16 protein-coding genes are annotated in these 17,360 nt (G+C 66.5%); 10 read left to right on the top strand and 6 right to left on the bottom strand.

Features of this window, described 5'->3' with window-relative positions; translation table 11 throughout:
• The first annotated feature begins 55 nt into the window (after positions 1-55).
• Positions 56-3,601, top strand: coding sequence for an ATP-binding protein (locus tag J7396_RS08180; protein ID WP_209261280.1), 3,546 nt, complete (start codon positions 56-58; stop codon positions 3,599-3,601).
• Positions 3,602-3,635: 34 nt separating this feature from the next.
• Here the strand turns inward: J7396_RS08180 and mdtD are convergent, their stop codons facing one another.
• The 5 genes from mdtD to J7396_RS08155 all read right to left on the bottom strand — a co-directional run bounded on the left by mdtD (position 3,636) and on the right by J7396_RS08155 (position 8,698).
• Entirely contained in the window at positions 3,636-5,057 is a 1,422-nt protein-coding gene (mdtD, locus tag J7396_RS08175; RefSeq protein ID WP_014090726.1) for a multidrug transporter subunit MdtD, read from the bottom strand.
• 363 nt (positions 5,058-5,420) lie between these two features.
• Positions 5,421-6,485, bottom strand: a complete 1,065-nt coding sequence (gene hemE, locus J7396_RS08170) for a uroporphyrinogen decarboxylase (protein ID WP_209261279.1) — start codon at positions 6,483-6,485, stop codon at positions 5,421-5,423.
• A gap of 14 nt (positions 6,486-6,499) precedes the next feature.
• Positions 6,500-6,754: a WGR domain-containing protein gene (locus tag J7396_RS08165; protein WP_014090725.1), complete on the bottom strand. Its 255-nt coding sequence runs from the start codon at positions 6,752-6,754 to the stop codon at positions 6,500-6,502.
• A 292-nt stretch (positions 6,755-7,046) separates the two neighbouring features.
• Positions 7,047-8,159 (bottom strand): 3-dehydroquinate synthase, encoded by a 1,113-nt coding sequence (aroB, locus tag J7396_RS08160; RefSeq protein WP_209261278.1) that lies wholly within the window; start codon positions 8,157-8,159, stop codon positions 7,047-7,049.
• Positions 8,156-8,698 (bottom strand): shikimate kinase, encoded by a 543-nt coding sequence (locus J7396_RS08155; protein ID WP_014090723.1) that lies wholly within the window; start codon positions 8,696-8,698, stop codon positions 8,156-8,158. The genes aroB and J7396_RS08155 overlap by 4 nt, the downstream gene beginning before the upstream one ends.
• A gap of 168 nt (positions 8,699-8,866) precedes the next feature.
• Between J7396_RS08155 and pdxH the strand changes: the two genes are divergently transcribed.
• The 8 genes from pdxH to J7396_RS08115 all read left to right on the top strand — a co-directional run bounded on the left by pdxH (position 8,867) and on the right by J7396_RS08115 (position 14,825).
• Complete coding sequence (gene pdxH, locus J7396_RS08150; RefSeq protein WP_008571714.1) at positions 8,867-9,466, top strand: pyridoxamine 5'-phosphate oxidase; 600 nt, start codon at positions 8,867-8,869, stop codon at positions 9,464-9,466.
• A gap of 179 nt (positions 9,467-9,645) precedes the next feature.
• On the top strand, positions 9,646-10,062 hold the full coding sequence (locus J7396_RS08145) for a YjfI family protein (protein ID WP_007965635.1): 417 nt from the start codon (positions 9,646-9,648) through the stop codon (positions 10,060-10,062).
• A gap of 12 nt (positions 10,063-10,074) precedes the next feature.
• Positions 10,075-10,848: a PspA/IM30 family protein gene (locus J7396_RS08140; protein ID WP_011348181.1), complete on the top strand. Its 774-nt coding sequence runs from the start codon at positions 10,075-10,077 to the stop codon at positions 10,846-10,848.
• A gap of 25 nt (positions 10,849-10,873) precedes the next feature.
• On the top strand, positions 10,874-11,956 hold the full coding sequence (locus J7396_RS08135; protein ID WP_209261277.1) for a potassium channel family protein: 1,083 nt from the start codon (positions 10,874-10,876) through the stop codon (positions 11,954-11,956).
• Positions 11,953-12,630, top strand: a complete 678-nt coding sequence (locus J7396_RS08130) for a YjfK family protein (RefSeq protein WP_171309888.1) — start codon at positions 11,953-11,955, stop codon at positions 12,628-12,630. Before J7396_RS08135 ends, J7396_RS08130 begins: the two co-directional genes overlap by 4 nt.
• 37 nt (positions 12,631-12,667) lie before the next feature.
• Entirely contained in the window at positions 12,668-13,072 is a 405-nt protein-coding gene (locus J7396_RS08125; protein WP_003489536.1) for a DUF350 domain-containing protein, read from the top strand.
• Positions 13,073-13,084: 12 nt separating this feature from the next.
• Positions 13,085-13,657: a DUF1190 domain-containing protein gene (locus J7396_RS08120; RefSeq protein ID WP_008573065.1), complete on the top strand. Its 573-nt coding sequence runs from the start codon at positions 13,085-13,087 to the stop codon at positions 13,655-13,657.
• Position 13,658: 1 nt separating this feature from the next.
• Entirely contained in the window at positions 13,659-14,825 is a 1,167-nt protein-coding gene (locus tag J7396_RS08115) for a glutathionylspermidine synthase family protein (RefSeq protein ID WP_209261276.1), read from the top strand.
• Positions 14,826-15,389: 564 nt separating this feature from the next.
• Here J7396_RS08115 and J7396_RS08110 read toward each other — a convergent pair.
• The gene (locus J7396_RS08110; protein WP_209261275.1) at positions 15,390-16,763 is read right to left on the bottom strand and encodes an MFS transporter; all 1,374 of its coding nucleotides are present in this window, start codon (positions 16,761-16,763) and stop codon (positions 15,390-15,392) included.
• Positions 16,764-16,862: 99 nt separating this feature from the next.
• On the opposite strand from J7396_RS08110, the gene soxR reads away from it, so the two are divergent.
• Positions 16,863-17,309, top strand: coding sequence for a redox-sensitive transcriptional activator SoxR (gene soxR, locus J7396_RS08105; protein ID WP_031423642.1), 447 nt, complete (start codon positions 16,863-16,865; stop codon positions 17,307-17,309).
• Positions 17,310-17,360 lie beyond the last annotated feature (51 nt).

Below are 17,360 nucleotides of genomic sequence, written 5' to 3'. Positions count from 1 at the left end.
TCGTGAAGTTGATCCGGTGCGCTTTCTATCCTGCTTGCCCCATCGGCTGCTCGCTGTGCTCTGGGTATGCCTGTGTCTGGCAGTGTTTCCGGTGCAGGCGCGGACGCCTGCAACACCGGTGCCTATCCAGCTGACGATCGCCGACGGGCTGCCGTCGGACACGATCAATCAGTTAGCCGAGGACAGACAGGGATATCTGTGGCTTGCCAGCGATGACGGTCTGGCCAGATTCGATGGCCGCAACTACCGGATCTGGCGGATGGAAGATGGCCTGACCAGCAACGTGGTCTGGACCATCTGTGTCGACGCCAACGATCGGGTGTGGATGGGCTTCGAGGACGGCGGCGTCGGCTATCTGGAAGCGAACACGCGCACGTTCAAACGACTGGAAGATCCGCGGTTCCCGGAATTGCGCGATGCCACCCTGTGGTCGTTGGCACAAACGCTGGACGGGGATATCTGGATCGGCACCGCCAAGCAGGGCCTCTATCGTTACCGCCCCGACGGGCGCATGCAGCACTTTTCTGCCAAGGCGGGCGATGCCGCTAGCTTGCCGTCCGACAATATCGTCGGTCTGGAAGTCGCGCCCGACGGCGGCCTGTGGATCGGCACCTGGGGCGGGCTTGCGCACTGGGATGGTCGGCGCCTGGAGCGCGTGCCGCTTCCGGGCCCGTCCCAGTCGGTCAACCGAATGTACAAGGAGCCCGACGGCAAGGTGCTCTGGGTTGCCGATTTCGACGGCAACCCCGTCCAGTTCAACACGGTCGGGCGGCCCGTGGCCCGCCGCTGGCAAAGCGGTAAGGACACCGCGCAGGTCCGGGGCGTCCTGCTGCGTGACCGGCTCGGGCGCTACTGGCTGGATACCGCCACCGGCCTGGGCATGAGTTCCAGCGACGGTGGCGTCGAACGCGTGCCGGTCTACAGTTTTTCAGCGCACGGTCTGGTCAACCGGAACTGGATCACCGCCTACCAGGACCGCGAAGGAGGTCTGTGGTTCGCCAGCCTGGAGGGCGGGTTGTGGCACCTGCCTCCGCGCTGGGACACCTTCGCGTTGTTTTCGCATCGCGCAGATGATCCGCACTCGCTCGCCAATCCCTCGGTTGTTGCCACAGCGCCTTCGGTCACCGGCGGCATCTGGCTGGTCGGCACGCGTGGAACGCTTGAGCATTTCGATCCCGTCACCGGCCGCGTGGAGCCACGCCTGGCCCCGGTCGATCCGGAACGCATTCCCGATACGGTCATCGAAAGCAGGCAGGGAATGGTCTGGATCGGCGTGCAGGAACGGCTGGTTCGGTACAACCCGAAGACGGGCGAGGCCAGGCGTTGGCCACTGCTCGGGCACCAGGATTCCGCAGCCGATCTCGAAGATGTCGGCAGGCCTGGCAGGATGGCCGAAGATGCACAGGGTCGCATCTGGGTGGCGCTGCTGACGCACGGGGTGCAGCTGTGGAGCAGCGAGGGCCAGCTGCTCAGGACGCTCGACTACGGAAGCCACGGGCTGAAGGCGCTGACGGTCCTGGACATGCGGATCGGGCCGGATGGGCAGATCTGGCTGAGCAACAATGCCGGGCTGTGGCGATGGGATCCGCTTGCCGACCAGTTCGTTCCGGTACGCGGCGCGCCGTCCCTGCCAACCTATGTGTTTCGCCAGGGAGATGGCGGCATCGTCTGGATCGGATTGGCCGGACAATTGCGGCGCTATCTCTGGGACGGCAAGCAGCTTACGCATCTGGATACGGTGGGAAAGGACCAGGAATTTCCGATGGTCTCGCCGACCGGCCTGGTGATCGATGCCGGTGGCGTGGCCTGGGTCTCCAGTCATCGTGGGCTGATCCGGGTCGACCCCGGCAGCAAGCTGGTGCGCGTGTACGACGTGCACGACGGACTTCCCAGTTCGCCCATGCAGGTGGCCACGCTGGTGCAGGCAAGCACGGGGCAGATCCTGGGCGGCACATCCGATGGCATCGTGGTGTTCGATCCGGCCACGATGCGTCCGAATCTGCGCCGACCGCAGCTGTTGATCGAACGTGTCAGCCTGCGACGCGGCGAGCGCGAACTGGATGTCACCGGCAAGGCGCCGCTGCAGGTGCAGGACGGCGATCGCGACCTGCATATCGTGGCGCGGATGCCCACGTTCACCAATCCCGAATCCACCAGTTACCGCTTCCGCCTCAGTGGCTACGATCCGGACTGGGTCGACGTGGGCTCCACCGGCGAACGCCTGTTTTCGCGCCTGCCTTCCGGGCATTACACGCTGGAAGTGCAGGGGCGCACGGCAGATGGCATCTGGTCGGCCAGCCAGATCGTCCGTTTCCAGGTATTGCCGCCGTGGTGGCTGTCACCGTGGGGTCTGGGCCTGTTGGCGGTGCTGAGCGTGTGCGTGATCGCCGCGGCCATCTTGTTGTATCGCCGTCGGCTGCGGCGCCTGAATGCCTGGCAGCTGGCGGTGCACAAACAGGAGCTGGCCGAACAGGCGTCCTTGGCCAAGACCCGGTTTCTGGCGACGCTGGGCCATGAAGTGCGCACGCCGATGACGGGTGTGTTGGGCATGAGCGAATTGCTGCTCAAGACCACGCAGGACGCCACGCAGCGCAGCTACACCGAGTCGATCCGTCGTGCGGGTGCGCATCTGTTGCGGCTGGTCAACGATGCGCTGGATCTGGCGCGCATCGAATCGGGCCGGCTTGAGCTGGATTTCCAGCCATTTTCGGTGCGTCAGCTCGTGGCCGAAGTCGAAGCGCTGATGGCGCCATTGGCGCAAGAGCGCGGGTTGCGTTTCAGCCTGGACATCGGGCTGCTGGGCGACATCACCGCCAGCGGCGATTCAACCCGTATCCGGCAGATCCTGCTCAACCTGCTCAATAACGCGATCAAATTCACCGAGCGCGGCGTGGTCGCGCTGAAGCTGACCACGCTCGGTTCCTATCAAGGCCTGCGCTTCGAAGTGGCCGACACGGGCCCGGGCATCAATGCCGAACAGAAGGCGCGATTGTTCCAGCGCTTCGAGCAGGGCGACGGTGCCAAGACCACCTCACGTTATGGCGGCAGTGGCCTGGGCCTGGCCATCTGTCAGGAGCTGGCGATGGCGATGGGCGGGCATATCGAGGTGATCAGCCGGCTCGGCGCCGGGACGCGCTTTGTGGTGGATCTGCCGCTGCGCTGGGTGGCGTCGGATGCAACGCTGGACGGCGAGGTGGCGCATGCCGCCAGCCCCGTCGAGCCGCAGCGCATCCTGCTGGTGGAAGACGACCCGACCATCGCCGAGGTCATCATCGGCCTGCTGCGCGCGCAGGGGCACTCGGTCGTGCATGCGCCGCATGGGCTAGCGGCGTTGACCGAAGCGGCCGACAACACGTTCGATCTGGCATTGCTGGATCTGGACCTGCCCGGGCTGGATGGTTTTGCGTTGGCGCGGCAGTTGCGCGTCTTCGGCTACGAGATGCCGTTGATCGCGGTGACCGCACGCTCCGATGAAGCCGCTGAACCGAACGCGCAGGAAGCGGGCTTCGACCGTTTCCTGCGCAAGCCGCTCACCGGCGAGATGTTGGCCAATACCATCGCCGAGGCATTGCGGCATGCCCGCGCGCGCGATGGGGCGTAGCCGCGGCGGAAGTGACAGTGCCCCAGCGCAGCACCTACTCGGCAACCGCTTCCACTTCCTTGGGGTGGGGGCGCGTCTCGGCCAGCTGCCAGAAGATCAACGTCGACGACAAGGTGATGCCGCCCACACACAGGAAGGTGGCATGCAAGGCGGCGGTAGCGCCATGCGTATCGCCCAGATGGGTATTGAATGCCGCCAACAGACTGCCCGCTGCCGCAGCGCCGAAACCGGTGGCCAGCATCATCACCATCGACAGCAGACTGTTGCCGGGGCTGGCCTGGTCGCGGTCCAGATCGCGCAGGGTCACGGTGTTCATGACCGTAAACTGCAGTGAGTTCACCGCGCCGAAGCAGGCCAGTTGCACCAGGCGCAGCCACAGCGGCTGGCCGATATCGATGAGCGCAAAGCTGGCCATGGCCACGCCGACCAACACGGTGTTGAGCATCAGCACGCGCCGGTAGCCGAAGCGCCCCACCAGCTTGACCGCCGCGCGTTTGGCGGCCATGCCGGCCAGTGCCACCGGCACCATCATCAGCCCGGCATTCATCGGGCTCATGCCCAGGCCCACCTGCAACAGCAACGGGATCAAGAATGGCATCGAGCCGCTGCCCACGCGCGCGAACAAGTTGCCCAAAATGCCGATGCGGTAGCTCGCCACCTTGAACAGCGCCAGCGGAAACAGCGCGTTGGCGGTGTTGCCCGCATGCAGCCAGTAGCCGGCCAGTGCAGCCAGTCCGCCGATGGCCAGCAACATCACGAACGCATGGCGCAGGCCGAGTTCCGAGATGCCATCCAGCGCCAGCGACAAGGCCACCATGCCGAACGCCAGCATCAGGTAGCCGACCAGATCGAAGCGCCTGCGTGCATCGCCATAGTGGTCGGGCATGATCTTCAGCGCGGCAATAAACCCGAGGACCCCGATCGGCAGGTTGATCAGGAACACCCAATGCCACGAGGCGACTTCGACCAGCCAGCCGCCCAGGGTCGGGCCGATCAGCGGGCCGATCAGGGCGGGAATGGCGATAAAGCTCATCGCGCGCAGGAAGTCTGCGCGTGCCACCGTCTTGAGCACCGCCAGCCGCCCCACCGGCAGCAGCATCGCGCCGCCGATGCCTTGCACCACGCGTGCGGCCACCAACTGCGGCAGGTGCTGGGCTGCCGCGCACAGCAGCGAGCCCAAGGTGAACACGATGATCGCGGCGAGGAAGGTGCGCCGCGTACCGAAGCGGTCAGCGATCCAGCCCGAGGCAGGGATGAACATCGCCACTGCCAGCGCATAACTGAAGACCACTGACTGCATCTGCAGCGGGCTTTCGCGCAGGCTGCGCGCCATCGACGGCAACGCCGTGTTGACGATGGTCGCATCCAGCATCTGCATGAAGATGGCCAGCGACACCAGCCACAGCAGCGGCTTGATGGTGGCGTAGGCGCGCAAGGTGGGGACGGGCTGAGACATGGGGGCTTGGCCGGGGGAACGCTGCATTATCGTCTCCCTGCTGTGCACGGCACGGAACGCTGTGTGCGACGCCCGGGAATGCCTGCGTTGGCAGCCTGCGCCGCGTGCGGGCGCAAGGCCGACGCTGCACGCTCAGGCAGATCGCGTCATCGCATTGGCGGCTTGGGTGCGGTGTGAATCGCGCGACGCGTTTCATGACACAACGCGTCCGGCACATATATATATCTGGCGGCGGGGTGAACGCGCAGAGCCAGTGGGTCGGTTCAGTTGCGAAATAGCTGGCTCGGCAGTGCCTACATGCACGCGGGAACTGGCACTGGCACGGGCCGGGTCCGTGCGACCCGGTCCGCTCGCCGCGGCGGCTTAGCGCTTGCTCAGGCTCTGCACCGCGTCCACCAGCACACCCACGTGCTCGGGATTCATATCCGGCGACATGCCATGGCCGAGGTTGAAGACGTGCCCTTCGCGTGAGCCGCCATTGCCTTGGGCGTAGCTGTCCAGGGTCTTGGCGACTTCGCTACGGATCGCGTCGGGCGAGCCGTACAGCGTGGCCGGGTCGAGATTGCCCTGCAGGGCAACGCGGCCGCCCGCCCGTTGAGCGGCGTCAGCCAGCGAGATGGTCCAGTCCACGCCCACGGCTTCGGCGCCGCTGGCGGCCAGATCCGCCACGTAGGCGCCGTTGCCCTTGCCGAACAGCACCAGCGGGGTGCGCTCGGCCCCGGTGCCGCGCTCCAGTTCACGCGCGATGCGGGTCAGGTAGGGCAGCGAGAATTCGCGGTACATCGCCGGCGAGAGCACGCCGCCCCAGGTGTCGAATACCTGCAGCGCCTGCGCGCCTGCCGCGCGCTGGGCGGCCAGGTAGGCGATCACCGCGTCGGTGACGGTGCCGAGCAGGTTATGCAGCAGCTCTGGCGCGTTGAAGGCCATGGCCTTGATGCGTGCGTATTCCTTGCTGCCGCCGCCTTCGATCATGTAGCAGGCCAGCGTCCACGGGCTGCCGGAGAAACCGATCAAGGGTACCGAACCATCCAGTTCGCGGCGGATCACCCGCACCGCATCCATCACGTAGCGCAGCTCGGTTTCCATGTCCGGCACGCCCAGGCGGTGGATTGCGGCGGCATCGCGCACCGGGTGGCGGAACTTGGGGCCTTCGCCTTCGACAAAGTACAGCTCCAGGCCCATCGCATCGGGGATGGTGAGGATGTCGGAGAACAGGATTGCCGCATCAAGCGGGAAGCGCTGCAGCGGCTGTAGGGTCACTTCGCAGGCGATGTCCGGATTCTTGGCCATGCCCAGGAAACTGCCGGCACGCGCGCGGGTGGCGCGGTACTCCGGCAAATAGCGGCCGGCCTGGCGCATCAACCACACAGGGGTGCGGTCCACGGGCTGACGGTTGAGCGCGCGCAGCAGGCGATCGTTCTTGAGCATGGGAAAGTATGTCCTCAGCGCGGCGCGTCGTCGGCGCCGCCGGTGATGAGTTGGAAACCGCGTTTAAGTTGGGTGTCGCGCGCCTTGTCGAAGGCGCGGTCCGCTTCCTCCTGTTGCAGGTACTGGTCGCGTCGCAGTTGCGTGCGTCCGCCGATCTCCCCGGTTTCGCGCAGCAATTCCCAACCACCGAACAGATCCGGTTGCAGGGTCAGCTGGACGTAGCGGAGCGGCGCGTTACCGCCGGGATCGTGTTGTAGAAGGATGCGCATGCGGCCGATTGTAGCCGGGCGCTGCTGAAGGCTGAGAGCAGTGGCGCGTCCGGGTGTTCTGGTTGCGCCGGGAGCGTCGTTGGGCGTCCACGCTTGCCGGTGCGCTCCTGCGCGAGGTTCCGACCGCCGTGCAGACGGCGGCAGGCAGTGCGTAGGAGCGCACCTGGGCGCGATAGGGATTGTCGGGAAGGCCCCATCGCGCCGGGGACGCTCCTACAAAGAGTGAGCGTCGTGGCGATCGACGGCAGCTGGGTGCCGGCGTCCAGCGTTCCGTGCCTTCGGCCGGCTGGCCTTATCCCGCCAGGATCTCCAGCACCGCTGCCTCTTCCACATCCGGCACGATCTCGGCCTTGCCGATGCCGCGCCACAACACCAGGCGCAGGCGGCCGGCGATGTTTTTCTTGTCCAGGCGCATGCGTGCGAGCAGGGCCTGAGGGGTCAGGCCGGGCGGGATCTCGGTGGGCAGATCGAAGTCGTGCAGCAGCGTGCGCAAGGCCTCGGTGTCCTGTGTATCGCTCATGCCCAGCGCGGCCGACAGGCGCGCCGCCAGCACCATGCCCACTGCGACGGCCTCGCCATGGTTGAGGTTGTCGTTGCCGGGCGCGCCGTAGCCTTGCTCGGTTTCGATGGCGTGACCAAAGGTGTGGCCCAGGTTGAGCAGGGCGCGCTCGCCTTTTTCCAGCGGGTCGCGCGCCACGATCTCGGCCTTGTGCTCGCAGCTGCGGGCGATGGCCTGCGCCAGCGCCGCTGCATCGCCATCGAGCAGGGCGCGGCGCTCGGCGTGCAGCCACTGGAAGAACAGCGGGTCGCGGATGGCGCCGTACTTGATCACCTCGGCCAGGCCGGCGCGCAGTTCGCGCGGCGGTAGCGTGCGCAAGGTGTCGGTGTCGGCGATCACCGCACGCGGCGGATGGAAGGCGCCGACCAGGTTCTTGCCCTGCGGGATGTCCACTGCGGTCTTGCCGCCGACCGATGAATCCACCATCGCCAGCAGGCTGGTGGGCAGCTGCACGCAGTCCACGCCGCGCATCCAGCACGCTGCCGCAAAGCCGGCCAGGTCGCCGACCACGCCGCCGCCCAGCGCGAACACGCAGGCGTCGCGGGTGGCGCCGAGTTCGGCCAGCGCGGTGATTGCAGAGCCAAAGGTCTCCAAGGTTTTGGAGGCTTCGCCGGCGGCAATGACCAACTCGCCGACCTGCAGGTCCGGCCGCGCGTTCAACAAGGCGGTGCGTACGCCGGCCGCGTAATGCGGAGCCACCTGCGAGTCGCTGAGCAGCAGCGCGTGGCGGCCACGCACGTGGCCGGCCAGGCGCGCGCCGTCGGCCAGCAGGCCCGGGGCGATGGTGATGGTGTAAGGCTGCACACCGTCGACATCGACGCTGCGCGAGGAACGGGGAAGTGTCATGCGGGGTTACTCGACATGCGCCATTGCGCGGCCAGGCGCAGCACCAGCTGCGCGGTGGCCTCGGCGGGGGAAAGATGATCGGTTTCCAGGCTGAGATCGGCGACCTGGCGGTAGAGCGGCGTGCGGTGCGCGGCCATCGCATGCAGCACCTGCTCGCGGTCGGCGCGTTGCAGCAGCGGGCGATTGCGATCGCGCGCCAGCCGCGTCAGTTGCGCCGGCACGCTGACATGCAGGTACACCACGAAGCCACGCGCGCAGATGCGCTCGCGGTTGCGCGGATCCAGCACGGCGCCGCCGCCGGTGGAAATCAGTTTGTTGTCCTGTTCCAGCAGCGCCTGCAGGGTCTGGGCCTCGTACTGCCGAAACCTGGCTTCGCCATGCTGCTCGAAGATGGCCGGGATGCTGCTGCCCACCTGGTCGACGATGGCCTGGTCCACATCGACGAATTCCAGCCCGAAGCGCTCGGCCAGGCGACGGCCGATGCAGCTTTTTCCGGCGCCCATCGGGCCGACCATCACGAGATTGGGTGCGGGGTTCATGCGCAGGGATCGTAGCATTCACGCCATCGGGCCGGGCCGATGGCACGGCGCAATTGCCGTCTCCAATCCCGCCAACCCCGCGTCGTTTCGGCGATTGGATCGCGGTGCATAGGCGAAGCGCGGGCGATGCGCCCACAATAGGCGTCCATCTGGCTGCCACGCACCGTCATGACCGATCTGTACGCAGAAGCTCTTGCCACCTTCGCCGCGCTGTATGCCGAGGCGCAGAACAGCGCCGAACCCGAAGCCAGCGCGATGACCGTGGCCACCGCCAACGTGGATGGCCGGCCGAGCGCGCGCACCGTGTTGCTCAAGGCCTTCGACGCGCGCGGGTTCGTGTTCTACACCCATCTGGACAGCGCAAAGGGCCGCGACCTGCAGACCCACCCGCAGGCGGCGCTGCTGTTCCTGTGGCGCAGCCTGCGCGAGGCCGGCATCCAGGTGCGCATCGAAGGCGGCGTGCAGCTGGTGAGCGCGGACGAATCCGATGCGTACTTCGCCTCGCGCCCGCGCATGAGCCAGATCGGCGCGTGGGCCTCGCGGCAGTCGCAGACGCTGGGTTCGCGCGAAGAGTTCGATGCGGCCATTGCCAAGGTCGAAGCGACGTTCGAAGGGCGCGAGGTGCCGCGCCCGGATGGTTGGGGCGGGTTCCGGGTGGTGCCGCAGGCGTTCGAGTTTTGGTACGGCGCCAAGTTCCGCCTGCACGAGCGCTGGCGCTACGAGGCCGACGCGGCCAGCCATTGGAGCAAGCGGATGCTGTATCCGTGAGGCAGCCGCCCGGCAGGGGGCGACAAGCCAGCTGAACGGGCGGTTTGCTCGCCTGCCGCGCGCCTGACCAGCTGACTTCCGGCCCTTTCTGCCGGTCACGGGCAGTCTGTAGTATGTCCGGTCGCTGCAGGACATTCGCTGCATCACCACCACGGCATGACCAAAGGACAGGACATCGTATGACGCAGTACACCACCGTCGAATTGCACGGCCTGCTGGCCGAGCGCTACCGTGGCCAGCCAATCCAGGTCGAACTGATCGACGGCCTGGAGCCGGCCATCAATCTCACCCTGGCCGACCACGGCGACATGCAGATCCAGGTTGCCGCTTCCGGCTCGCAGGTTTTCGTGTCCACGCTGCTGGCCCATGCCGAGCACGTCAACGACCGCGCCGCCTTCAACGACGCCTGCCTGCGCCTGAATCCGCTCAACCCCTTGTCCAACCTGGGCCTGGTCCAGGTCGACGGCAAGGACCGTTACGTGGTGTTTGGCGAACTGTCGGCCTCCTCGACGCTCGACCAGATCGACGAAGAAATCCAGACCCTGGCGGCCAATACGTTGGATGCCGCCGAATCTCTCAAGCCGTTCTTTTCCTAAAGGCGTGTTGTCATGAGTATCTTTTCCAAGCTGATCACGCTGCTGCGTGGTACCGCACACGAAACCGGCCAGAAGGCCGTCGACGCCAATGCGCTGCGCATCCTGGATCAGGAAATGCGCGATGCCGGCGCCCAGCTCACGCGCTCGCGCGAAGAGCTCACCAAGCTGATGGCGCAGAGCAAGCTGGCCCAGCAGAAGATCGACGCACGCGCCGGCAAGATGGCCGAATACACGCGCTACATCGAAGGCGCGCTGGCCAAGAACGATGAAGCGCTGGCACACGATGTGGCGGTCAAGCTGGCCGCCCTGGAAAGCGAGGATGCCGGCGACAAGGCCTCCAAGACCGCGCTGGACCAGTCGGTGGTGACGCTCAAGGCCACCATCCAGAAGACCGAGAACCAGCTGCGCGGCATGCGCCAGCAGATCGATACGGTCAAGGCCACCGACGCGGTGCAGAAGGCGCAGGCCGCCATTGCCGCGCGCCACTCCGGCGCCAGCAGCAAGATGGGCTCGGCGCTGGAATCGCTGGAGCGCATCAAGGCGCGCCAGGCCGAAACCTCGGCGCGCATCGAATCGGCCGAAGAACTCGAAGCGTCCACCGGCGATGGCGATCTCAATCGGCGCCTGGCGGCGGCCGGCCTGATGGAAGGCGAATCCAACGCCGCTGCGGTGCTGGCACGCTTCAAGAAGCCGGCCGCGCAGTTGGGTCACGAGAACGCCGGCGGCACCGCGCCGCTGATTGGCCAGGTGCGCGACGTGCAGCAGGTTCCGCGCAGCGACAGCTGATCCATCGCACGGCACAGGATGCGCCATGATCATCGTTGGACGGCTGTTGCGGGTCCTGCGGCGCCACGTGCGCCGCGTCAGCTGGGGCATGGTGGCGCTGGCACTGCTGGCGCACATGGGGCTGAGCTGGTTGCTGCTGCTGTGGGCCGGCGAGCACAAGCTCGTCGGCCTGGACGCATTTCCGTACTACTACATGACCACTGCCACCACCATCGGCTACGGCGACCTGTCGCCGGGTTCGGTGGCCGGGCGCTATATCGCCGCGTTCGTGTTGATGCCGGGCGCGGTGGCGTTGTTCGCCACGGTGCTGGCCAAGACCAGCGGCGTGCTCATCACTTTCTGGAGGCGCCACCACATGGGCAAGATGGCCTATGCAGACCTGCGCGGGCACACCATTCTGATCGGCTGGCAGGGCGCCGCCTCCACGCGCCTGCTGGAATTGCTGCTGTCCGACACCGCCACCGATGACGAAGGCGTGGTGCTGATCGCCGAGGGCGTGGTGGAAAATCCGATGCCCGACCACATGCGCTTCATCGCCGCCGAGTCGTACACGCACACCGAGGTGTACCTGCGTGCCGGCATTGCCGGCGCGGCGCGGGTGATCGTCAACCCGCCCTCCGACGACCAGACCCTGGCGGCGGTGTTCGCGTTGATGGCGCATGCGCCGGCCGCGCATGTCGTGGCGCACTTCGATTCGGCCAGCGCGGCCCGATTGGTCAACTGCCATTACCCGGCCATCGAGTGCACGCGGCCGATGACCGCCGAGATCCTGGCACGTGCGGCGCAGGATCCGGGCAGTGCGGCGCTCACCGCCGAGCTGCTGTCGGTGGACGATGGTCCCACCCAGTTCAGTCTTGTTGTGCCTGCGAATGTGCAACCGCTGGATTACAGCCGGCTTGCGGCCGATTTTGGCCAGCGTGGCGCATTGCTGCTGGGCCTGCGCGCGCCCGACGGCGCGTTGCGCTTGAACCCGCCAGCACGCACCGCCGTCGCCGCCGGTGCCATGCTGTATTACCTGTCCGAGCAGCGCGTGCCGGCGCACGCCATCGCCTGGCAGGCCATGCGCAGCGAGGCAGCTTCCCTTCCCCCATCGCCACAAGGTGTCTGACGATGAGTTTTTTCAGCAAGTTGTTCGGTCAACCGCAACCGCCGCCGCTGCCCACTTCCGGAAGTGGCGCGATCGGTCACGCGCTGCCCCTGGGGCTGCGTGTCGGTGGTCAGGTGGAGATCGACACCACCCTGTACCGCATGGCGCCGGAGGCCATGACCGCCGAGTTGCCGGGCGGGCACCAGGGCATTCCCTGCTACGGTCACGTCAATCTGGGCGATGGCTATGCGCTGCATCGCTTCTACCTGGACGACGATGCGTTCCTGCAGGTCACCACCGTGGGGGGCGATCTGGAAGCGATGAAGGCCTTCGTGTATTGCGAAACGGTGAACCCGCCCAGCAAGCAGGCGTTTCAGGAGTTCGTGATGCAGCACCCGCACCTGGGCGCGGCGCAGATCGAGTACGCCGGCAGACAGTGGCAGCGCGCAACGCAATCCACCGATGACGCGTCACGGATTCCGCCGATCGCCTACGACGAAGTGCTGTACCGCTACCAGCCGCCGCGCCGCGATGGCGATCTGACCCATTACGCCATGCTCTACAGCCGCGATGTGCCGGAGCTGCAGCGCGAAGAATTCCTGCTGGTGACCGGCGAAGATTCCGGCCCCAACGAATTCTGCGTCACCTATGCGGTCGGTATCGATGTCACCGTTGCCGATCTGGATATCACCTGAGCGCGCCCGCGCGTCTTCCACCCACCTTGGTCCTGTCATGAATCCGATCAATCTGCAGAGTTTTCTCGCGTTTCTTTCCTATTTCGGTACCGGCCTGGGTGTGCTGATCGTCTCGGTGGTGCTGGTGACCCTGGTCACCCCGCATAAGGATTTCACCTTGCTGCGGCAGGGCAATGTGGCAGCGGCCACCGCGCTGGCCGGCAACCTGATCGGCGTGGCGCTGCCGCTGCATTCGGCCATCACCCACTCGGTGAGCCTGATCGACGCCCTGATCTGGGGCCTGGTGGCCTGCGGCATCCAGGTGGTGGCCTACCTGCTGGCCAATCTGGTGGCTGGGCGCATCTCGCGGCAGATCACCGACAACATCACCGCCGCCGGTATCTTTTCGGCCGGCGTGTCGATCGCGGTGGGGCTGATCAATGCCGCCGCGATCACGCCGTAACGGAGCGCGGGCATGAAGCGATCACGCAATCTCAAACTCACCCTGATGGCTGCGCTGCCGGCCGCCTTCGTCACCGGCTGCGGCTCGGAGCCGGAGACCGGTGTGGTGCTGCAATCGGCGTCGGACTGTTACCAGATCAAGCAGGAACAGTCCGATATCCAGCAATGCCTCAAGGCCTACGACGAGGCGGTGGCCAAGCATCAGCAGGCCGCGCCGCGCTTCACCACGCGCTACGAGTGCGATGAACAGTTCGGCAGCTGCACGGCGATCACCAATCCGCAGGGGCAGCAGAGCTGGATCCCGCCGATGGGCGGTTTTTTGCTGGGTTATGCGCTGGGCAACATGAGCGGCGGCGGTTACCGCTATGGCGGCTCGATTCCGCTGTACCGCGATTACCGCAGCGGCGGTTACTACAAGCCCAACGGCGATCTGGCCAGCAACCGCATTGGCACGGTGCGTGGGCGCAGCGGCGCCATCGACATGCCCACGCGCGCCATCACCGTGTCGCGTTCGGGCTTCGGTTCCAGCGCGGCGGCGCGCAGTTCGTTCGGCAGCGGCGGGCGCAGCTCGGGCTTCGGCGGCTGACATGCAACGCATCCTGATCCCCGAACGCGCGGACTGGCGCACGCAGGCCGAATCGCTGGGCTTTCACTTCCACACCATCGACGGCGAACCGTATTGGGACGAAAGCGCCTACTACGCGTTTTCGCTGCGTCAGATCGAAGATGACATCGAAGCGCCCACGCAAGAGTTGCACGACATGGCGATGCAGCTGGTGGACGAGGTGGTGGGCTCGGAAGCGCTGATGACCCAGCTGGCCATCCCGCCGTTCTACTGGGACTGGATCGCCAACTCCTGGAAAGGGCGCGACCCGCATCTGTATGGCCGCATGGACCTGGCGTATTCGGGCGATGGCCCGGCCAAGCTGTACGAACTCAATTACGACACGCCAACATCGCTTTACGAATCGGCCTACTTCCAGTGGCTGTGGCTGGAACAGCAGATCGCCAGCGGTGCGCTGCCCAAGGGAACCGATCAGTACAACCTGATCCAGGACCTGCTGTGCGAAACCCTAGGCGCGCTGGCCGTGGATGGCGCGATCGGCGCGCAGATGCATTTTGCGGCGGTGCGCGATTCGCTGGAGGATCGCGCCACCGTGCGTTACCTGCGCGACTGTGCGCACCAGGTGGGCATCAGCACCGAGGAAGTGGCCATCGAAGACATCGGCCTGAGTGCCGAGGGCTGGTTCACCGACGAACAGGACCGGGTGATCCACACGCTGTTCAAGCTGTATCCGCTGGAATTCATGATGGAAGAACGCTTCGGGCCGGCATTGATCGCCGACCGGGTGCGCCTGATCGAGCCGGCATGGAAGTCGGTGTTGAGCAACAAGGGCATCCTGCCGCTGCTGTGGGACCGCCATCGGGGTCATCCGAATCTGCTGCCTGCCCGCTTTGCGCAGGCCGGTGAGGCACCAACCGCAGGCTGGGTGCGCAAGCCGCTGCTGTCGCGCGAGGGCGCCAACATCGCGCTGGTGACGGCGCAAGGCGAGGCCGCGCACACCGATGGCCCGTACGTGGACGGCCCGGCGATTCTGCAGGCGCATCACCCGCTGCCGGTGTTCGACGGGCGCCATGCGTTGGTGGGCAGCTGGGTTGTGGCGGATCGTCCTGCCGGATTGGGCATGCGCGACGACGCTGGCCCGATCACCCGCGACACCTCGCACTTCGTGCCGCACGTCATCACCGATTGATGTGTATCGGCGGGTGCATCGCCAGTGCGAAGTAGCGGTGCCGCTAATTGGAGCAGGCCGTCCTTTGCGGCACACCTGCAGACGGGTGTGGGGAGCCATGCCCAGGGGGGCGGCGGCGACAACGCCACCGCGCCGGCTCCGCCGGTCGCGCATGACAGATGCGCCAGCGCCGCGCAAGGCCTCAGGCGCATGCAAGGCGACGCATCTTTTCCACATCCCCTGTGGATGGAAGTTGCACAAGGCTGTGGACAAGTGCGTGCAGGCCCCGGCCTGCAACGCTGTCAAGATGGGTGGCGAAAAAATGACCAGCGGTTCGAGGGGGGCTTTTTTCGTGTGCGGGTCCATGCGATCCCGGCAGGATCGGCAAAGTGGTCGGCGCTGGTAACGCTGTGGTCTCGGGCCGGCATCGAGCGACCCTCTCCATGTGGTGAACCTGGAGATCACGTCGGTCGTTGCGACCCGCCAAGCCTTGGGGCTCATTCGCGTGCTGCCATCGACCGGCCACGTTGCCTCGGCAATGTGGTATGGCGTCACGTCGATGCCGCGTAGTCGCCGCGGACGCCATTACACCCGCCGCGCCACAAGAAAACTCGCCACCGCCAGCAACCACGCCAATGCGAACACGCTCAGGTAGGCGGCGCGCGTGGCCGATGTCAGCAGCGCGGCGAACACTGCGCCCGCCAGCGCCAGCATGGCCGCCACCGCGATGGCTTCGCTCAGTTGCAAGGCAGAGCTGTTGGCGCCTTGCTGGGCCGGTGGCGACAGCGACAGCATCACCACCGACAGGCTGGGATACAGCAGGCCCATGCCCAGGCCGGTCAGCGCCCAGCCGGCAATTGCCAACGGCACAGGAATCGGCGGCCACACCGCACCCGCGCTGATCGCAATGCCCAGCGTCATCAACAGCGCGCCGCTCTTGAGCAGGCGAGGGCGCGACCAACCGGCGCGGCTGTGGCCCTGGTACCACGAACCACCAAACCAGCCCAACGCACCCACGCTCAGTGCCACGCCGGCCAGCAGCGGCGAAAGTCCGCGTTCGCGCGACAGCAGCAGCGGCAAAAAGGCTTCAAAGCCGAAGAAGGCGGCCGCCGCAATGCCACGCAGCGCGATCACGCTCGGCAAGCCGCGCGCAAGCCGCAACGTGCCAGCCGGCAGCAGGCGCCAGGCGCAATACGCGGTGAGCAACACGGCCGGCAGCATTGCGCCCGGCGCCAGCATGCCGTGCAGTTGTCCGCCCAGATACACGCCAAGCACGCCCATCGCCGCTCCGATAGCCCACCCCATCGAGGCGGTTGGCGCCTCGGACCCGTCGCGTGTCCAGGCCTGTCCGCGCAGCGCCGGCCACAGCAGTAATCCAGCCGGAATCGCCAACAGCGGCACCGACAAAAATACCCAGCGCCAGCCCAGGTGCTGCACGATCAATCCGCTGATGCCCGGCCCGATCAACGAGGGCACCACCCACCCGGCCGAAAACGCGGCAAACACGCGTGGGCGCAAGACCTCCGGGTACAGCCGCCCGACGACGACGTACAGCGCCACCGAATACGCGCCGGCACCCAGCCCCTGCAGCAATCGCCCGGCGATCAGCAGCGGCATGCTCGGCGCCAGCCCGGCCACCAGCAGGCCGACCACAAAGCACAACAGGCCGGCAGCCAATGCACCGCCAGGACCGGCACGGTCGCTCCAGCGTCCGGCGGCCGTCATCCCGATCACGCTGGTGGCCAGCGCGCCGCCGAACGCCAACGCATACAGCGGCAGCCCGTTCAACTCGCGCGCCACCGTCGGCATGGCGGCGGCAACCGCCAGCGACTCGAACGCGTTGAGCGACACCAGCGCGACCATGCCCAGCGTCGCCGCGCGGTAAGGCGCGGCCAGGATGGAGGTGGGCTGCGTTTGGATGGACAGCACTGCGGCAGGGATCGGTCTTTCGGTAGGCATCGAACATCCAGGAAGGAAACGTGTATCGAGCCTTCGCCGGTACTTGCACCGGTGAAGGCCGCGCAGCATCCTGCCTCAACCTAAGTTGAGGTCAAGGCAATGCAACGTGAGTTGTCCGTGGGCGAGGTCGCCAAGCGCAGTGGTGTTGCGGTGTCGGCGCTGCACTTCTACGAGCGCAAAGGCTTGATCAGCAGCCTGCGCACCGCCGGCAATCAGCGTCGTTATGCGCGCGATGTGCTGCGGCGTATCGCGGTGATTCGCGTGGCCCAGCGACTGGGCGTGCCGTTGCAGCAGGTGCTCGATGCCTTCTCGGTGTTGCCGGATCAACGCACACCGACGCGTGCGGAGTGGGCGCGCATGTCGGCGCGTTGGCGGAGCCAGCTGGACGCGCGCATCAATGAACTGCAGGCCTTGCGCGACCAGCTCACCGACTGCATCGGCTGCGGCTGCCTGTCGCTGCGCCGCTGCCGCCTGAGCAATCCGGACGATGCCATGGGCCGCAGTGGTGAGGGGGCGTTGCGATTGGGTGGCCTGATGGCGGAGTAAGTCGGCCTGGCCAGCCGGCCCGTCGCACCGGGCCGAGCGGGGAGGGCCGGC

Source organism: Xanthomonas sp. A1809 (assembly GCF_017746015.1).
Taxonomy (GTDB): domain Bacteria; phylum Pseudomonadota; class Gammaproteobacteria; order Xanthomonadales; family Xanthomonadaceae; genus Xanthomonas; species Xanthomonas euvesicatoria.
This window is presented reverse-complemented; position numbering and strand designations above follow the sequence as displayed.